This window comes from Paenibacillus sp. GYB006 (genome assembly GCF_036577645.1).
Taxonomy (GTDB): domain Bacteria; phylum Bacillota; class Bacilli; order Paenibacillales; family Paenibacillaceae; genus Paenibacillus.
In genome coordinates, this window is sequence record NZ_JARBDA010000001.1 from 858,087 (window position 1) to 874,714 (window position 16,628).

Here is a 16,628-nt window from a genome sequence, read left to right on the forward strand (position 1 = left end):
TAGGATGATGGGTTAGATAGACGAGAAACATCACTTGAGATGAAGAAAGAAGGGGAAAGAATGTCTGAACTATTCATTTGGCCTGGTCAGCCTCCTTATGCAGCAGAAGGATATGAAGCAGATCGACCAACACTGAGAGCATACCCAGCGGAAGGAGCCAAAAGCGCTGTTATTGTCTGCCCAGGCGGCGGATACTGTCATCTAGCCGATCATGAAGGAGAGCCCGTAGCAAAGTGGCTGAATGAAGCGGGCATTTCGGCATTTGTATTAAAATATCGGATCTTTCCGCACAGAGAACCTGCACCTCTCGCTGATGCTAGACGGGCGATACAATATGTAAGATCCCATGCACAGGAGTATGGGATTGATAAAAATCGGATTGCTATGCTGGGATTCTCGGCTGGAGGACATTTGACTGCGAATGCGGGGACTTCGTGGGTTCCTGGTGAAGAAGATCCGAAAGATCCTGTAGCTTCGGAGAGTTCTAAGCTGAATGCAATGATTCTCTGTTATCCTGTGATTACGATGGAGGATTACGGTCATTTTGGTTCAAGAGAAGCATTACTTGGTAAAGCCGCTTCGAGCGATCTCATTCAAAAATATAGTAACGAAAAGCAAGTATGCAAGGAAACACCGCCTGCTTTTATTTGGCACACGTATGAAGATGAGGCAGTCCCTTTACAGAACAGCCTTGCTATGTCTATGGCGTTAAGTGAATCAAGAGTTCCTCATGAGCTTCATGTATTTGAAGAAGGACGGCATGGAATCGGACTGGCTGAGGAGTTTGAAGAAACAACAGGAAAGTGGAAGGAACTATGTATTACCTGGCTTCGGAAACAGGGATGGTAGAGAGGGCTAAGAAGATGAGAAGGCCTGGGGATATAAAGCTATAAGCTGAGGACAGGTTTATAATTACCAGAGATAGTCACTGATACGGAAGAGCAGGCCTGGATTTTTGTATGCGGTATGGGTCTTGGTGATGGTTAGATGGTAGTCTTGCGTTTAAGTAGAGTGAATCTCGTGTATTAACATGGGTAGATACACCAGCCAGAGTGTTATAGCGATTAGCGAAGGAGTGTTTAACATGGCAGAACTTGAACTTGTACTTGATGCAAAAGCGAAGCTTGGAGAAGGTCCCAGCTGGGATGCGGAAGCGGGCCGTTTATTTTGGGTAGATATTGAAGGGTTTAAGCTGCATGCTTATGATCCGCAGACGGGCGAGGATACCGTTTATGATATCGGACAACATATTGGAGCTGTTGTACCATACGAGAAAGAACGCGTTATCGTTGCGCTGCGAGAGGGGTATCATGAGTACAACCTCCATACGGGAGAGCTTGAGCTTATTCATGACCCGGAAGCGGGCCGTAAGGATAACCGATTTAACGATGGCAAATGTGACCCAGCAGGTCGTTTTTGGGCCGGCACGATGAGTCTTGAAGGAAAAGACAAGCAAGGTGCCTTTTATTGTCTAGAAGACGGAGAAGTCAGCACCATATTTACCGAAGTTTCCACCTCTAATGGTCTATGCTGGAGTCCTGATCATAAAACCATGTATTACATTGATACACCTACAGGTAAGGTAGATAGGCTTGATTATGATGAGAAGACAGGCGAGTTGTCTAATCGCAGAACAGCGGTGGATTTTCCTGAGAATGTTGGTTTCCCTGATGGCATGACCGTAGATGCAGAAGGGATGATCTGGATCGCACATTGGGGAGGATCACAAGTCAGCCGCTGGAATCCGGAAACAGGAAAGATGCTGTCACACATAGAGATTCCTGCCGAGCAAGTGACTTGTTGCTGCTTTGGAGGTCAAGATCTGAACGAGCTGTATATTACTACAGCGCGGAACGGACTAAGCGCCGAACAACTCAAAAAAACGCCGCACGCGGGAGGACTGTTTCGAATCAAACCGGGTGTAAAAGGAATGCCGACTTTCCGTTATAAGCAAAAATAAGTTGTTCCGAAATATCTAAATCATCATATTTTACTGAGTAACCCTAAAAAGACATGGTAAAGATCGTATAAACGATCCTTTCTGCGTCTTTTTATTTTGGATAATTGATTTAGTTATCGAGATATACGTAACTTTTTCTCTGCCAAAGTGTTTATAGAGTAATAAATACAATGAGAATAAGGGATAGGGAGGACTATAATTTAGCAAAGGGGATAGTGCGATGAATGACGATCATTTCCAAGATCAGAACCAATTTTCTAAACCCATTGATCCATATAGTGCTAAAGCAAATTTTGATGTGAAGGAAGAGGAGCTACATAAATATGGTGTTCCATCATTATGGCGTGAAGTTTCTAATTTGCTGATTATTGTCGGAATTATTGCAGGCGTAGTTTTATTGTCTCGAATCTTCTAGTAATAATTAGTAACTAATAACAAGAAACGGAATTTTAAAAACACAAAAACCACAGGTGGATAATGGCTATCCATTCTGTGGCTTTTATATGATATATATTAATTGCGGATAAGATAATCAAATGCTCCTAGTGAAGCCGTTGCACCTGATCCCATGGAGATAATGATTTGTTTGTAGGCACTGTCTGTGCAGTCGCCGGCAGCAAATACGCCAGGAAGGCTTGTTGCGCCATGCTTATCTACAATAATTTCACCCATTCTCGTACGTTCGATTGTATCGCCTAACCAATCTGTATTTGGAACCAGACCGATTTGAACAAATACGCCTTGAAGTTCGATATGTTGAACAGTTCCTGTATCGCGTTCAATATAGGAAATACCATTTACTTTATCCGTACCTGTAATTTCCTTCGTTTGAACATTTTTAAGAACGGTAACGTTTGGCAAGCTGTAAAGACGCTCTTGAAGAACAGAGTCTGCTTTAAGCTCAGGCATAAACTCAAGTACCGTTACATGTTTTACGATACCAGCAAGGTCAATGGCAGCTTCAATACCAGAGTTACCTCCGCCGATAACAGCTACATGTTTGCCTTCAAACAATGGGCCGTCGCAGTGAGGGCAATAAGCTACACCTTTGTTTTTGAACTCGGCTTCGCCCGGTACGCCAACATTGCGCCATCTAGCACCTGTGGAAAGAATAACCGTCTTACTCTTAACAACAGCACCGTTTTCCAGCTCGATTTCGATAAGATCTTTTTTCTCCAAACGTTTTGCACGCTGCAGGTTCATTAGATCAATATTGTACTCTTTTACGTGTTCTTCGAGGCTTGCAGCCAGTTTAGGACCTTCTGTATGTTTAACACTGATAAAGTTTTCGATACCAAGTGTATCCATAATTTGTCCACCGAAACGTTCTGCAATAATACCTGTACGAATCCCTTTACGAGCAGCATAAATAGCAGCACTTGCACCTGCTGGTCCACCGCCGACAACGAGTACATCAAATGGTTCTTTATTGCTGAACTCGGATGCATCTGGAGTGCTTCCTACTTTTGCAAGAATTTCTTCCAAAGACATACGGCCGCTTCCAAATGATTCTCCATTCAAGAAAACAGTAGGAACAGCCATGATATCTTTGCTTTCCACTTCTTCCTTAAATGCAGCACCATCAATCATGGTATGTGTGATGTTTGGATTCAGTACGCTCATTACGTTTAACGCTTGAACGACATCAGGACAGTTATGGCAAGACAAGCTGATGTAAGATTCAAAATGGAGTTCATCTTGAATGCTTTTCACTTGATCAATTACCTTTTGATCTACTTTTGGAGGTCTGCCGCTTACTTGAAGCAAAGCAAGTACCAGGGAAGTAAATTCATGTCCTAAAGGAATACCAGCAAAAACAACACCTGTGTCTTCAGAGACACGGTTTACGCTGAAGCTTGGTGTTCTTTCCAATTTTGCATGTTCAACTTTAATTCTGGAGGACATTGTAGCCAGCTCGTCCACTAGGGAGAGCATGTCACGGGAGACTTCATCGTCCCCCGCACACACTTTAAGTACTACGTCGCCTTCCAGAAGCTGAAGATATTGTTCTAATTGAGCTTTAATATCTGCTTCTAGTATCATATTGACGCACTCCTTAGATTTTGCCTACAAGATCAAGGCTTGGTTTCAGTGTTGCACTTCCTTCTTGCCATTTAGCCGGGCAAACTTCACCTGGGTTGTTACGTACATATTGTGCTGCTTTGATTTTGTTAACAAGTGTACTTGCGTCACGGCCGATACCGCCAGCATTGATTTCTACTGTTTGGATAACACCATCTGGATCGATGATGAAAGTACCGCGATCAGCAAGACCAGCTTCTTCGTCCAGTACATCAAAGATACGGGAAATTTTTTGGGAAGGGTCACCGATCATAATGTATTCGATTTTACCGATAGCTTCGGAATGATCGTGCCAAGCTTTATGTGTAAAGTGAGTATCTGTAGATACAGAGTATACTTCTACGCCAAGTTCTTTAAGTGCAGCATATTGATTTTGAAGATCTTCCAGTTCAGTTGGGCATACGAAAGTGAAGTCTGCTGGGTAGAAGCATACTACGCTCCATTGACCTTTAAAGTTTTGTTCAGAAACTTCGATAAATTCACCTTTTTGAAAAGCATTAGCTTTAAATTCTTGTACTTCTTTTCCGATTAGAGACATATTCATGTTCCTCCTAAAGTGTTGTGTATGTTATTACAGAATTTATACTTAACTAGTATTGAAATAAAATTCAAAACTAATTAAATAATAATAATTCTAATCTGATAATTATTATCATATAAGCTTATCATTCTGTCAAGAATAATTCTCAATTAGATTTAATTTTTTATCTCGTAGATGTTTTTTTTAATAAACTATACTCTGCCCAGTTATGTGTTCTTTCATTAAAGGGACATCTGCGAAGAGAAGAGGAGTATTTTTAGTATCTTCATCTATAAGCTTACAGAGAATAGAATCAATATTCAAATGCAGTGCTTTGTTGTTTACAGTTTTTATATGGGGAATTACTTTGAAGTCAGGTTAATACTTGCAATTCAATTGATAAGTTTAGAGTGGAAATGAGAAGTGAATAGAATCTATTTGTAGGAGCAGAGAATGTAAGAGAACAACTTGGTAATTTTCCTTCTTCTATTATAGAGGTGAGAAAAGTATATTTAAAGTGATTATTTTCCTTTACAAAATAATTTAGGGCGCCTTTTTCGAGACGCCCAAATCATGGGAGAGGAGAAACCGGATGAAGAGCTTATGGGGAAACGTAAGTCTTCTCCGCGGTTGTCTACGGCACTTGTGATGCCGATAATTACATCATGACCGCTCACAGGTAAGTTTATACATGACCGGGCTAATTTCTTTTTGCCGAATTCATTTGGGCATTTTCACATCTATTATAGATTGTGGTACGATATCGATATAATAAAGGCACATATTAAGACAGAAACAGGGTGACATAAAAAGGTGAGAGTGATATCAGGCACAGCTAAAGGAAGACCGCTTAAAGCAGTTCCCGGAACAGGGACACGTCCGACAACCGACAAGGTGAAGGAAGCGGTCTTTAGTATGATTGGACCTTATTTTGAAGGTGGAAATGTGCTCGATCTTTTCGCTGGCAGCGGCGGACTTGGCATAGAGGCACTTAGCAGAGGGATGGACAAGGGGATATTTATTGACCTTGAACCCAAAAGTATCGAAGTCATTCGAGCTAACTTGAAGGCTACAAAGCTTGAGAATAAGGCAGAAGTATATCGCAATGAGGCAGGCAGAGCTTTGAAACTGCTGGCAAAACGTGCTTACAAGTTTGATGTTGTTTTTCTAGATCCGCCTTACCGGATGAAGAATGCAGATGAACTCATGCTGGCGATGCAGGAGAACGATATGTTATCTGAAGACGCCATCGTAGTCGTTGAATATGATGCGGGTCATGAGTATGAGGAGCACTTTGGACATTTTGACCAAACTCGAAAAACAACCTATGGAGATACGGCTATATCGGTTTACCATTATTCCCCCATCACTGAATCAGTGGAGGAAGATATAAGTCATAATGAAACGAGTCAGGAGATACAAGTTGATGAATAAAGAAGTATATTCAGGCGAGAGAGTGGCCGTCTATCCGGGTAGTTTTGATCCCGTAACGATGGGGCATCTCGATATCATTACAAGAGCTTCCAAACAGTTTGATCGTCTGGTGGTAGCTGTTCTGAACAATAAAAGCAAAAATCCTCTATTTTCCGTAGAAGAACGTGTTGAATTACTGGAGATGGTTACGAAGGATCTGCCCAATGTAGAAGTGGACAGTTTTCGTGATCTTACTGCGAGCTATGTACGAGTTAAAGGGGCCGATGTCATTGTGCGCGGAATTCGGTCGGTAACGGATTTTGAATACGAATTGCAGCTCGCGTCCTTAAATAAGAAATTAAATAAGGACGCCGAGACTATTTTTATGATGACCGATCCGATTTATTCCTATCTTAGTTCCAGTGTGGTTAAGGAAATTGCAAGCTTTAATGGTGATGTGACAGATCTGGTGTCCAAAGAAGTGGAAGAAGCGCTTAGACGTAAAGTTAATGAGAAAAAGGCCCTCGAGTAGACTTCCATCCGGCAATCCATTTGGATAACAAAATGAACGTTGTTAACAGCAAAATGAGAAGCATACCGAGCCATCCCGCATACTGGAAACCGTTTATTACAGGTTCTGAGATTCCGTTTATTCCGGGGGAAGCGTCATTGAACACGGTTCTAGTGGAGAGAAGCCACATTTTAATCGGTGTCCACAAGATCAGGACAAGAATATAAGAAATACATGCATGTAATATTCGTCCGAAAGTAAAGATAGAAGTGCTGATTCCGTACGGTTTCAAAAGGGCTGAGACTTGCCAGTGTGAACTCAGTCCTCCCCAGCCGATCGCCGCTGCAAGCAACCCGAACTGGAGTGGCTGCGAGATGATATCTGTGGAACGAAGAGCATAAGCACCAAGGTGTATTTCAAAAAAAGAAGACCAGAGGTAATCTGGGAAAAATGGAGTGACGTATTTTCCAATCAACTTGATAAGGACAGAAAATACGATCATAGAGCCACCTGTCATCATTAGTACTTGAACGGCATGACTTACTGTATCTCCGAGCAGTTTCCCAAAACTTCGGCCGTCTTTTTTTCTAGTCAAGGCAGCGGCTTGATACATGGAGTAGAGCAGACCTTTTTTTGGAACGGTTGGTTCATGTACATGTGGGTTCGTATTACTTACCGATACTGCATCATTTTTGTTAGCAAACCTCGCGAGAATGAATCCGGAAAGGATACCAGCTGCCCAGTGAACCAGGATGAGGACGTAACCGACAACGGGATTTTGATAAAAAGCCGCTCCAATGACAACGAGCAATGTCATAGGATTGGTAAAATGGGTGAGAGAAGCAAGCCGTGAGGCTTCTTTTGACGTGATTAACTTTTGCTCATACAGCTGTACTGCGGTATCGGCTCCGGAAGGGAAACCAGCACTCATGCCCACGGCAAGTCCAATACCGCTTGCTCCTGGCATTCGAAATCCTTTTTTCATTAAGGGTTCGATGAGTACACCCAGTCCGTGGGTAAAACCGTAAGCAGTCAGCATCTGTGACAACATCAGAAATGGCAGTAATGCAGGAAACACCATTTTCCACCAGATATTTAGTCCCTGCATGGAGGCCTCGAACGCCTCTTCGGGTGATGAAATAATGGCGACTACAAGGAAAAGAGCACCTATGCCCAGCAGCATTGTGATGAGATAGGGAGGAACCAGCCTCCGCATACCTGCACTTGTTTTATTATTAGAGTTCAATGAACAATCACCTCTATAGGTAAGATAAAGACCGACCCTGTAAAAATAGGGGCGCGGTTTTTTTTTAAGGTTAAGTGATAGTGGTGCAACATGTTCTTGTTAGTTTCTACTTCAAGTTCTGTGGATGAATATGTTGTCCTATACATGTATATGTAGAATACAAAGAACAAGAACAAGCTGTCTGTAAGTAAGGAGGAGGTGGACGATCATGAGTGATATGCGTAGAAAAAGCGGAATGCGAACGACGCTATATATCGCCGTACTTGCCATTATGGTTTATGTTTTGGTGTACATGCCTACGCCATATATCATTACTCAGCCGGGTTCGGCAGAGGCAGTAAAACCCATGGTACAAGTGAAAAATGGGGATGAAAAAGAAGAGGGCGAATTTCTCATGACCACCGTATCGGCGAGTTACGCGAATTTGTCACTCCTCTTTTTATCTGTATTTAATGATCATGCGGAGATTGGAAAGAAAGCAGAGCGTCTTCAAGGTAAATCGAAAGATGAATATTCGGCAGAACAGGTTTTCTATATGAGTGATTCTCAATCTTCTGCTATGGAAGCTGCATATGAGCAGGCTGGCATTAATTATAGTATTGTACCTGAGCATATATTTGTGTTTGGTTTGTCCAAAGATCCTGCGCCTCAAGGGGATATTCAAGCCGGAGATAAAATATTGTCTGTAAATGGTGTGCCTACTCCCGATCATACGGTTCTGTCTAAGGAACTGCAGGATAAAGAAGTGGGAGACACCATTGAAATGCAGTTAAATCGGAATGGAGAGACCATCACGAGAGAAGTTACGCTTGTTCCGATTAAAGATACGAATACAGGGAAGACAAGAGCAGGTCTTGGCGTGATGATCGGAACGATTCAGAAGGTGAAGCCGGAAGATCCAGCTCATCAGATCGAATTTAAGGATACCCGGGTAGGCGGCCCTTCTGCAGGACTTATGTTTACACTGGAGATTTATAATCAGCTTACTCCAGGGGATTTGACAAAAGGCCATATTATTGCCGGAACAGGGACGATTACGAAAGAGGGCATCGTTGGACCGATCGGCGGTGTAGTGCATAAAATTGTAGCTGCGGACCGGAAAAATGCTGAAATTTTCTTTGTGCCTAGAGATAATTATGAGGATGCAAAGAAAAAGGCAGATTCCATCAAAACAGAAATGAAACTCGTTCCTGTGGACACGGTAGAGGATGCCCTTGAATATATCGATACTCTCTCCGAAAAATAAATCTTTTTTCATTACATCTCCGTTGGTAATGAAAATTAGAAGTGAAAAAAATAGGGCATATAACTTGAGGTCAGAGACTTCACGTTATATGCCTTATTTTTATTGGATCATCAATATGGATGATCATTATGATTTAGCTATATATATTTCATGTCATTTTTCTACAATCCGTACAGGGGGTTCGTAAAAATCACGATATAATAGCCTAGGATTCGGCTTAGGCATCCCCATTCCATAGACTGCTGTTGCCTGCTGATCCCATGTTAATTGATCATGCTCGAAGGCAGACGTTTTAATGACGATCGGCAGTGTTGCTTTTTTGCGCATTTCTTTTAACAAGGCTTGTCCTCTATCTGTGAATCCAAGAACCCGAATATAATGAGGGCCTTGACGCAGAATGTCCGGTGTCATTTTTTCCTTCTCATGATGAAGAAGAATATGAGTCAGCATGCGCTGAAGTTTTGTTTTTGTATACCTTTTGGTTTTTACCGCTTCTAGGAGAGCATGGATGGAGAGCTCTGGAAGCTGAGGGAGCAGTTTAAGTAAACGATACTCCAGGCCCTCAGTGACCTCGCCAAAGCGTGCAAGTTCCTCCGGGCTCTTTGTCACGAGCTGTGTAAAAAGCGCGTCTCGGTAGCGCTCCAGATCCACAGGAGCGCGTCCATCTTGCCATTCGCGTTGCAGAATGGCAAGTACCTCCGCCGGCACATACGGCGCCGCGGCGGCAAGGCCATCCTCGCCGAGCAGAAGCCGGCGCACGGCCGTTGCACTTGCGATGCTGCCTGTGCCAGGCATCGCATCATGGTATCCGGCGCCGGTACGCTGCGCCGTGAAGGGCCTGATCGCACTGCCTAAACGGCGCAGCGCGATAAGATAGTGCAGCCCAAGTGTATTATTGGGCTGCTTCAGCAAGGCCAGTGCCCCCGCAGGATCACGGCCGGGGGCAAGAGCAGCCGCAGCCGCTGCATAGGCTGCGGGATAGCTTGCACCGCTGGCAAGCTGCTGCTGGAGGAGGGAAGCCAGAGCCTGCGGCTCACTGGCTAAGAGGTCCGCCAGCTCCATCAGCGGTGAAAGCTCTCCCGATTCGCTGCCAAAGCAGAGCGAATCAACAACGCCTGTATGGTGCAAGGTGGCCACCGCACCATAGGCAAACCATTCCGCCGGCTGTACTGCATAGGCAGCCGGCAGTTCAAGCACGAGATCGACGCCCATCGTAAGCGCCATCTCCGTGCGTGCCCATTTGCTGACGATCGCAGGTTCACCGCGCTGCAAAAAATGCCCGCTCATGACGGCAACGACTGCGCTCGATTGCGTGAGCCTTTTCGATTCTTCTAGATGATATACGTGACCGTTATGCATGGGATTATATTCTACAATCAGTCCTACCGCGGAATTCACGATATTGTTCAACCTCCCGGATTTGCTTAAGACCTGCTTTATTTGTTATCTTAGTTAAATCAATTTCATAATACCTTTAGCTGCTTTAATCAGGAGTATATATAGATCAGAATGGTTCAATTTGTCTATACATAGTTACGATTTTTATCGTTTTAATGAGTTATGAAATTGATTATAGTAGGATATTATTTTGAATTAGCCGTTACGGTAACTGTTTTTACAGGAACAGCTTATCCTCCAATACAGGGTGTAAAGTTTAAAGTGTTGACAAACCTCTTTGAAAATCGTTATAATGATTTTTGTTTGTTAGACCCTTTTCTCAACATACTTATGTCTGTATTGCAACACACTAAGATAGTATACAGTAATAGGGCTGATTGAAAAAATGGTTTATCGTCTGGAGTGATTATAATGCAAATGTCATTTCGCAAGATGGCAGCAAGTACTGAGCCTCTAAAGGTATCGGAATCGCTTGATATTAGTCATCTTATTCGAAACAACAAGGAAATCACAGCCGTGTCCCCTTTGCAGGCAGAACTAACACTAACTGCATTACCGGGAGACGTTGTGGATGTTCAAGGTCCGTTAACGGCCGAAGTGGATATGCTCTGCTCTCGTTGTCTTGGTAACGTACATGAACATTTAGATATGAAATTCGCCGAACAGTTCAAACAAGGAACAGAGCCGGAAGATGTGGATGAAGAGGATGATACCTTGTATGTGGACGAGGATACCGTGAATCTTGATCCATTTATGGAAGAATATTTCTTGCTGCATCTACCGTTTGCGCCGCTGTGTAAGCCTGATTGTAAAGGGCTGTGTCCTACATGCGGTACCGACTTGAACCAAAGCAGTTGTGACTGCGACAATACTGTTGTGGATCCGCGGCTTGCTGGGCTTAAGGATTTCTTTAAATGATATTAATCATTCGGTGCATCACTTAGCGTGCATGAATGATTAATAGTAGATATTAATTACTTGGTGCATCACTTAGTGTGCATGAGTAATTGATAGTAGATATTAATCATTCGGTGCGCCGTTTAGCGTGCATGAATGATTGATAGTAGATATTAATTATTTGGTGCATCACTTAGTGTGCATAAATAATTAATGGTTGATATCAATAACTAGTTGCATCACAATAGGTATGCATGGATTATTGAAAGTTTTTGCTGAATACATGACATCTGTGCTATTATGCAACAGTTGATTTTGATAAGGAGGTGGGAATTGTGGCAGTACCTCAACGGAGAACATCCAAAACTCGTCGTGACAAACGTCGTACTCACTTTAAATTGGCAGTGCCAGGTATGGTGAAATGTGAACAATGCGGAGAAATGAAGCTTGCTCATCACGTATGCAAAGTGTGCGGAACGTACAAATCTAGAGAGATCATCTCTCAATAATAGCTTTGCTGCGAAATAGTACTCTATCCTAGGATAGAGTACTATTTTTTTGTGAGTAATAAAGCAGTACTTTCTTTTTGCGTCAGCTTCCTTTATACTAAGCTTTAGTACCAGGTTCTAACCTTGGTTAGTTTGTTATCTGAAAATGGTTTATCATCATTGCCTTTAGGTATCAGATACCTGATTGATGAATGAATAATAAAGAATATAATGTTCTGAATATATAGATGGTTTGACTATGCTTTACATAGACTAACGCGGATTAGTCTCACATATACAACGTAATGATTTTAACTTGAGATTGTATAATTTCGGAAGTAAGGGGGAGCTTGGTCATAGAACGCATACCGAAAAGACAGAGGCAACAGCAACTTGCACAGATGATTGAGGACAATCCTTTTATCACGGATCAAGAGTTAACCAGACTGCTGAAGGTAAGTATTCAAACCATTCGTCTTGATCGTATGGAACTTGGCATTCCTGAACTGCGTGAGCGGATGAAGCTGATGGCTGAAAGGTCATATGATCAAGTTCGCTCCCTTCCGTTACATGAAGTGATCGGAGATATTGTTGATCTTCAGCTTGATAAAAGTGGTATTTCCATTTTTGAAATTAAAGATGAACATGTATTTTCTAGAACGGGTATTGCGCGTGGACACTATGTGTTTGCGCAGGCCAATTCACTTGCTGTTGCGGTAATTAACGATGAGATCGCACTCACTGCCTCCGCAGATATTCGGTTTGTAAGACCGGTTCATTTAGGAGAGAAGTGTATTGCTAAGGCATATGTTCGTTCGATGCCGGAACAGAAGGGAAAGGCAAAAGTAGAAGTGTTCGCTTATGTTGGAGAGGAAATGGTGTTTCAAGGAAACTTCGTCATTTACCGATCTGCAAGACAAGATAGCGAAGAGGGAGGTAATCATCATGAGGATCGTCATTGATGCAATGGGAGGCGACAATGCACCAGCTGCAAGTGTAGAAGGTGCCCTTCTTGCTGCTAAGGAATGGAAAGATACAGAGATTGTACTTGTCGGAGACGAAACAGCAATTGCGCCTTATCTTGGGAATGAACGGCCAGTGAATTTGACTGTTCAGCATGCATCTGAAGTGATTACGTCTGATGACGAACCTGTCAGAGCTGTTCGCCGCAAGAAAGACGCTTCGATGGTCGTTGCAGGACGAATGCTTCGTGAAGGCAGTGCAGATGCGATGATCTCAGCTGGCAATACAGGTGCGCTGATGACAACAGGGCTGCTCGTAGTAGGCAGAATGCATGGGATTGAGAGACCTGCCCTTGCTCCTATGATTCCAACCATTGATGATAAGGGAATGCTTGCGCTTGATCTTGGTGCGAATATGGATGCGAAACCAGAGCATCTTGCGCAGTATGCACTTATGGGAAGTATATACCGTCAGAAAGTCCAAGGTATTGAGCGCCCGAGAGTGGGACTTCTGAATGTGGGTACAGAACCGGGAAAAGGGAATGAACTGACGAAAGTTGCCTACCCTCTTTTGGAGAAACTGCCGATTCATTTTATTGGAAATGTAGAAGCAAGAGATATTCTTATGGGAACATGTGATGTACTCGTCTGTGACGGTTTTGCAGGTAATATACTGCTGAAATCGGTAGAAGGCGCAGCGGGTGCTATTTTTGCTCTCTTGAAAGAACAGTTTTCTTCTTCACTGAAGACAAAACTGGCAGCAGCAATGCTTATGCCGGAACTGCGCAGTCTAAAAGGAAAACTGGATTACAAAGAACATGGCGGTGCACCTTTGCTTGGACTTAGCCGTCTTGTTGTTAAGAGTCATGGTTCAGCAGATGCAAACGCAATTAAGAATGCCGTTCGGCAGGCTAGAATAGCGATTGAGAATCAGCTGGTTGAAAGTATATCTAAGGAAATTACAGGGAAGTGAGTGACATGATGAATACACATTTGCGTCCAGTCGGTGTCATCGGTACAGGTAAATATGTACCTGAACGTATTTTGACGAATCAGGATATGGAAAAAATGATGGATACGAATGACGAATGGATCGTTTCTCGTACAGGGATTCGGGAACGTCATATTGCAGCACCTGAGCAAGCTACGTCTGATCTAGCTTTTGAAGCCGCAAAAGCAGCGGCTGCATCTGCAGGCATTAAGCATGAAGACATTGAACTGATTATTGTTGCAACGGTAACACCAGACAGTGCTTTTCCATCTACAGCTTGTATTTTGCAAGATAAACTTGGTGCAAAAGGAGCGGCTGCATTTGATCTGTCCGCAGCGTGTTCCGGATTTGTATATGGCCTGGCAACGGCAACAAGTCTTATCCAAACGGGGATGTACAACAATGCACTCGTAATAGGTGCGGATTGTCTCTCTAGAATTACAGATTATACAGACCGTAACACAAGTGTCCTTTTTGGAGACGGCGCTGGAGCTGTAATCCTGGGCGAAGTACCTGAAGGTCGCGGATTCAAGTCGTTTGACCTTGGAGCTGAAGGAGCAGGTGGTTCGCTTCTGAACTTGCAAGCAGGTGGTTCTAGATTGCCAGCTTCAGAAGAGACGATTGCGAATAAACAGCATTATATCTACATGAACGGAAGAGAAGTCTTTAAATTTGCGGTTCGCGTTATGGGAACAGCTACGATAGATGTACTAGCGAAAGCTGGACTCGGAAAAGAAGATGTAGATCTTTTCATTCCTCATCAGGCTAATATTCGTATTATCCAATCTGCCATGCAGCGTCTTGAGCTTCCAGAGGAGAAGGTAGTTATTAATGTGGACAAGTATGCGAATACTTCTGCAGCATCCATTCCTCTCGCACTCGTTGAAGCAGCGGAAGAAGGCCGAATGAAACCGGGCGATAAAGTACTGATGGTTGGTTTTGGCGGCGGATTGACTTGGGGAGCTTCGGTTCTCGTTTGGTAATCAATGAAATGATTCAGTTATTATAATTTATTTATATTTTTCTTTAACTCTAGTAATTGGACGAAAGGAGTTTTGAATCTAGTATGGGCAAAATTGCTTTTGTATTTCCTGGACAAGGTTCCCAGTCTGTAGGAATGGCAAAAGATGCATATGATCAGGTAGACGCATCCCAAGCTATTTTTAAACAAGCAGATGAAGCACTTGGATTTTCGCTCAGCACGTTAGTGTTTGAAGGTCCAGATACGGATTTGAAACAAACAAAAAACACCCAGCCTGCACTATTGACAGCGAGTATTGCACTTTATGAAGCATTGCGGGAAAAAGGCATTACCGCCGATTATATGGCAGGTCACAGCCTTGGTGAATATAGCGCGCTTGTTGCATCAGGCGTTATTTCGTTTCAAGATGCAGTATCCATTGTTCGTGCAAGAGGAACATTTATGGAGGAAGCAGTACCTGGCGGCCGCGGTGCCATGGCAGCGGTCCTTGGTGCAGAAAGAGAAGCGCTGGCTGAACTCTGTGCTAAGATTTCTTCGCAAGGGGAGGACTACTTGGTTGAACTGGCGAATCTTAATTCACCAGGACAAATTGTTGTCTCCGGCTTACAGGATGGTGTAAATGAAGTTGTTCAGCGTGTAAAAGAAGCAGGAGGAAAAAGAGCGATCCCTCTTGTTGTCAGCGGGCCTTTCCACACCTCTCTGATGAAAGGTGCGGCAGAGAAGCTGCAAGAACGCTTAGCTCAAGTTACACTGCATGATGCAGCTGTTCCTGTTATTGCTAATGTAACTGCAGAACCGGTGACAGACGCAGAGAAGATTAAGAATCTTCTAGTCGAACAAGTTTATTCCTCTGTTAAATGGGAAGATACAGTCGTATATCTTGTAAAACAAGGGGTGGATACTTTTATCGAGATTGGCCCTGGTAATGTGTTAACAGGTCTAATTAAGAAAGTAGACAAGTCCTTGAAGCTTTATAATGTAAACAATTTGGAAAGCCTGAATTTATTGGCTGCTGAACTTTCTTAAACATCTAAGTTTGATGATACTTGAGGAAAGGAGGTACACAAGAGATGTCTATATCACTCAAAGGTCAAATTGCTCTTGTTACAGGTGCGTCTAGAGGGATTGGACGCAGTATCGCCCTTGCCTTAGCTGATGCGGGCTGTCATGTTGCTGTGAATTATGCAGGTAACGAGGCTGCTGCTGCGGAAGTGGTGAAGCTGATTGAAGCAAAAGGGGTTCAGGCGATCGCGGTGAAAGCGAATGTCGGGATTACCGCAGAAGCTGACCAAATGGTGAAGCAAGTCATCGAACAATGGGGAAAAATCGATATTCTGGTGAACAATGCTGGAATAACAAGGGATAACCTCATTATGCGAATGAAAGAGGAAGAATTCGACCAAGTTATTGAGACGAATCTAAAAGGCGTGTTCAATTGTCTAAAAGCAGTAACTCGCCCGATGATGAAACAACGCTATGGCCGTATTATTAATATATCTTCTGTTGTCGGCGTGTTAGGGAATGCAGGGCAGGCCAATTATGTGGCTGCGAAAGCAGGAGTTATTGGTCTTACCAAATCTTCAAGCAGAGAACTGGCTTCTCGTGGAATTACGGTAAACTGTGTTGCACCCGGTTTTATCCAAACAGAAATGACACAGGAGTTATCTTCTGATATTGTAGAGGGCATGATGACAAATATTCCGCTTGGTAGATTGGGTCAGCCAGAGGAAATTGCTGGGGTTGTTACTTTCCTTGCATCCGAGGCGGCTTCCTATATGACAGGACAAACACTGCATGTTGATGGCGGAATGTATATGTAACCTGCCTAATTCTTCTAGTCGTAGAAACCTTTCTATAAGACGCTATGAAGAGAGACATGTAGGGTCTATGGCATTTTACTAGTTATTCTCGTATAATACGAAAGAGGAGGTG

General features: G+C 43.3%; 17 protein-coding genes. 13 read left to right on the top strand and 4 right to left on the bottom strand.

Features of this window, described 5'->3' with window-relative positions; genetic code table 11:
• The first annotated feature begins 60 nt into the window (after positions 1-60).
• From PV403_RS04130 to PV403_RS04140, 3 genes are all read left to right on the top strand, one after another.
• Complete coding sequence (locus tag PV403_RS04130; RefSeq protein ID WP_213532714.1) at positions 61-849, top strand: alpha/beta hydrolase; 789 nt, start codon at positions 61-63, stop codon at positions 847-849.
• A gap of 235 nt (positions 850-1,084) precedes the next feature.
• Entirely contained in the window at positions 1,085-1,960 is an 876-nt protein-coding gene (locus PV403_RS04135; RefSeq protein ID WP_332083680.1) for an SMP-30/gluconolactonase/LRE family protein, read from the top strand.
• A gap of 220 nt (positions 1,961-2,180) precedes the next feature.
• On the top strand, positions 2,181-2,375 hold the full coding sequence (locus PV403_RS04140) for a hypothetical protein (RefSeq protein WP_213532510.1): 195 nt from the start codon (positions 2,181-2,183) through the stop codon (positions 2,373-2,375).
• Positions 2,376-2,473: 98 nt separating this feature from the next.
• On the opposite strand, the gene ahpF is transcribed toward PV403_RS04140, so the two are convergent.
• The gene (gene ahpF / locus PV403_RS04145; protein WP_213532511.1) at positions 2,474-4,003 is read right to left on the bottom strand and encodes an alkyl hydroperoxide reductase subunit F; all 1,530 of its coding nucleotides are present in this window, start codon (positions 4,001-4,003) and stop codon (positions 2,474-2,476) included.
• 13 nt (positions 4,004-4,016) lie between these two features.
• The gene (gene ahpC / locus PV403_RS04150; protein ID WP_213532512.1) at positions 4,017-4,580 is read right to left on the bottom strand and encodes an alkyl hydroperoxide reductase subunit C; all 564 of its coding nucleotides are present in this window, start codon (positions 4,578-4,580) and stop codon (positions 4,017-4,019) included.
• A 795-nt stretch (positions 4,581-5,375) separates the two neighbouring features.
• Here ahpC and rsmD point away from each other — a divergent pair.
• Positions 5,376-5,996 carry a 16S rRNA (guanine(966)-N(2))-methyltransferase RsmD gene (gene rsmD / locus PV403_RS04155; protein WP_213532513.1) on the top strand — a complete coding sequence of 207 codons (621 nt, stop codon included), beginning with the start codon at positions 5,376-5,378 and terminating at the stop codon, positions 5,994-5,996.
• Positions 5,989-6,507: a pantetheine-phosphate adenylyltransferase gene (gene coaD / locus PV403_RS04160; RefSeq protein ID WP_213532514.1), complete on the top strand. Its 519-nt coding sequence runs from the start codon at positions 5,989-5,991 to the stop codon at positions 6,505-6,507. Before rsmD ends, coaD begins: the two co-directional genes overlap by 8 nt.
• Here the strand turns inward: coaD and PV403_RS04165 are convergent.
• Positions 6,482-7,732 (bottom strand): nucleoside recognition domain-containing protein, encoded by a 1,251-nt coding sequence (locus PV403_RS04165; RefSeq protein WP_332083682.1) that lies wholly within the window; start codon positions 7,730-7,732, stop codon positions 6,482-6,484. The genes coaD and PV403_RS04165 overlap by 26 nt on opposite strands.
• A gap of 208 nt (positions 7,733-7,940) precedes the next feature.
• Between PV403_RS04165 and PV403_RS04170 the strand changes: the two genes are divergently transcribed.
• Positions 7,941-8,978, top strand: coding sequence for a SepM family pheromone-processing serine protease (locus tag PV403_RS04170; protein WP_332083683.1), 1,038 nt, complete (start codon positions 7,941-7,943; stop codon positions 8,976-8,978).
• A 153-nt stretch (positions 8,979-9,131) separates the two neighbouring features.
• Here PV403_RS04170 and PV403_RS04175 read toward each other — a convergent pair whose 3' ends face one another.
• Complete coding sequence (locus PV403_RS04175; protein WP_332083799.1) at positions 9,132-10,337, bottom strand: nucleotidyltransferase; 1,206 nt, start codon at positions 10,335-10,337, stop codon at positions 9,132-9,134.
• A 450-nt stretch (positions 10,338-10,787) separates the two neighbouring features.
• Here PV403_RS04175 and PV403_RS04180 point away from each other — a divergent pair, with 450 nt between their 5' ends.
• From PV403_RS04180 to fabG, 7 genes are all read left to right on the top strand, one after another.
• Positions 10,788-11,294: a YceD family protein gene (locus PV403_RS04180; protein ID WP_332083684.1), complete on the top strand. Its 507-nt coding sequence runs from the start codon at positions 10,788-10,790 to the stop codon at positions 11,292-11,294.
• Positions 11,295-11,608: 314 nt separating this feature from the next.
• Positions 11,609-11,782, top strand: coding sequence for a 50S ribosomal protein L32 (gene rpmF, locus PV403_RS04185; protein WP_160036476.1), 174 nt, complete (start codon positions 11,609-11,611; stop codon positions 11,780-11,782).
• A gap of 344 nt (positions 11,783-12,126) precedes the next feature.
• Positions 12,127-12,723, top strand: coding sequence for a transcription factor FapR (gene fapR, locus PV403_RS04190; RefSeq protein ID WP_201450751.1), 597 nt, complete (start codon positions 12,127-12,129; stop codon positions 12,721-12,723).
• Positions 12,707-13,696, top strand: coding sequence for a phosphate acyltransferase PlsX (gene plsX, locus PV403_RS04195; protein ID WP_213532518.1), 990 nt, complete (start codon positions 12,707-12,709; stop codon positions 13,694-13,696). The genes fapR and plsX overlap by 17 nt, the downstream gene beginning before the upstream one ends.
• Positions 13,697-13,701: 5 nt before the next feature.
• On the top strand, positions 13,702-14,697 hold the full coding sequence (locus PV403_RS04200; RefSeq protein ID WP_374705803.1) for a beta-ketoacyl-ACP synthase III: 996 nt from the start codon (positions 13,702-13,704) through the stop codon (positions 14,695-14,697).
• An 83-nt stretch (positions 14,698-14,780) separates the two neighbouring features.
• Positions 14,781-15,722: an ACP S-malonyltransferase gene (gene fabD, locus PV403_RS04205; RefSeq protein ID WP_332083685.1), complete on the top strand. Its 942-nt coding sequence runs from the start codon at positions 14,781-14,783 to the stop codon at positions 15,720-15,722.
• A 44-nt stretch (positions 15,723-15,766) separates the two neighbouring features.
• Entirely contained in the window at positions 15,767-16,516 is a 750-nt protein-coding gene (gene fabG, locus PV403_RS04210) for a 3-oxoacyl-[acyl-carrier-protein] reductase (RefSeq protein WP_332083686.1), read from the top strand.
• The last annotated feature ends 112 nt before the right edge of the window (positions 16,517-16,628 follow it).

What these genes read in the sequence shown, in the direction of transcription:
- PV403_RS04200 (WP_374705803.1), top strand. Translation starts at nt 13,702, where the DNA reads ATGATGAATACACATTTGCGTCCAGTCGGTGTCATCGGTACAGGTAAA.
- PV403_RS04170 (WP_332083683.1), top strand. Translation starts at nt 7,941, where the DNA reads ATGAGTGATATGCGTAGAAAAAGCGGAATGCGAACGACGCTATATATC.
- fabG (WP_332083686.1), top strand. Translation starts at nt 15,767, where the DNA reads ATGTCTATATCACTCAAAGGTCAAATTGCTCTTGTTACAGGTGCGTCT.
- PV403_RS04140 (WP_213532510.1), top strand. Translation starts at nt 2,181, where the DNA reads ATGAATGACGATCATTTCCAAGATCAGAACCAATTTTCTAAACCCATT.
- fabD (WP_332083685.1), top strand. Translation starts at nt 14,781, where the DNA reads ATGGGCAAAATTGCTTTTGTATTTCCTGGACAAGGTTCCCAGTCTGTA.
- ahpC (WP_213532512.1), bottom strand. Translation starts at nt 4,580, where the DNA reads ATGTCTCTAATCGGAAAAGAAGTACAAGAATTTAAAGCTAATGCTTTT.
- PV403_RS04130 (WP_213532714.1), top strand. Translation starts at nt 61, where the DNA reads ATGTCTGAACTATTCATTTGGCCTGGTCAGCCTCCTTATGCAGCAGAA.
- PV403_RS04175 (WP_332083799.1), bottom strand. Translation starts at nt 10,337, where the DNA reads ATGCATAACGGTCACGTATATCATCTAGAAGAATCGAAAAGGCTCACG.
- coaD (WP_213532514.1), top strand. Translation starts at nt 5,989, where the DNA reads ATGAATAAAGAAGTATATTCAGGCGAGAGAGTGGCCGTCTATCCGGGT.
- plsX (WP_213532518.1), top strand. Translation starts at nt 12,707, where the DNA reads ATGAGGATCGTCATTGATGCAATGGGAGGCGACAATGCACCAGCTGCA.
- ahpF (WP_213532511.1), bottom strand. Translation starts at nt 4,003, where the DNA reads ATGATACTAGAAGCAGATATTAAAGCTCAATTAGAACAATATCTTCAG.
- PV403_RS04135 (WP_332083680.1), top strand. Translation starts at nt 1,085, where the DNA reads ATGGCAGAACTTGAACTTGTACTTGATGCAAAAGCGAAGCTTGGAGAA.
- PV403_RS04180 (WP_332083684.1), top strand. Translation starts at nt 10,788, where the DNA reads ATGCAAATGTCATTTCGCAAGATGGCAGCAAGTACTGAGCCTCTAAAG.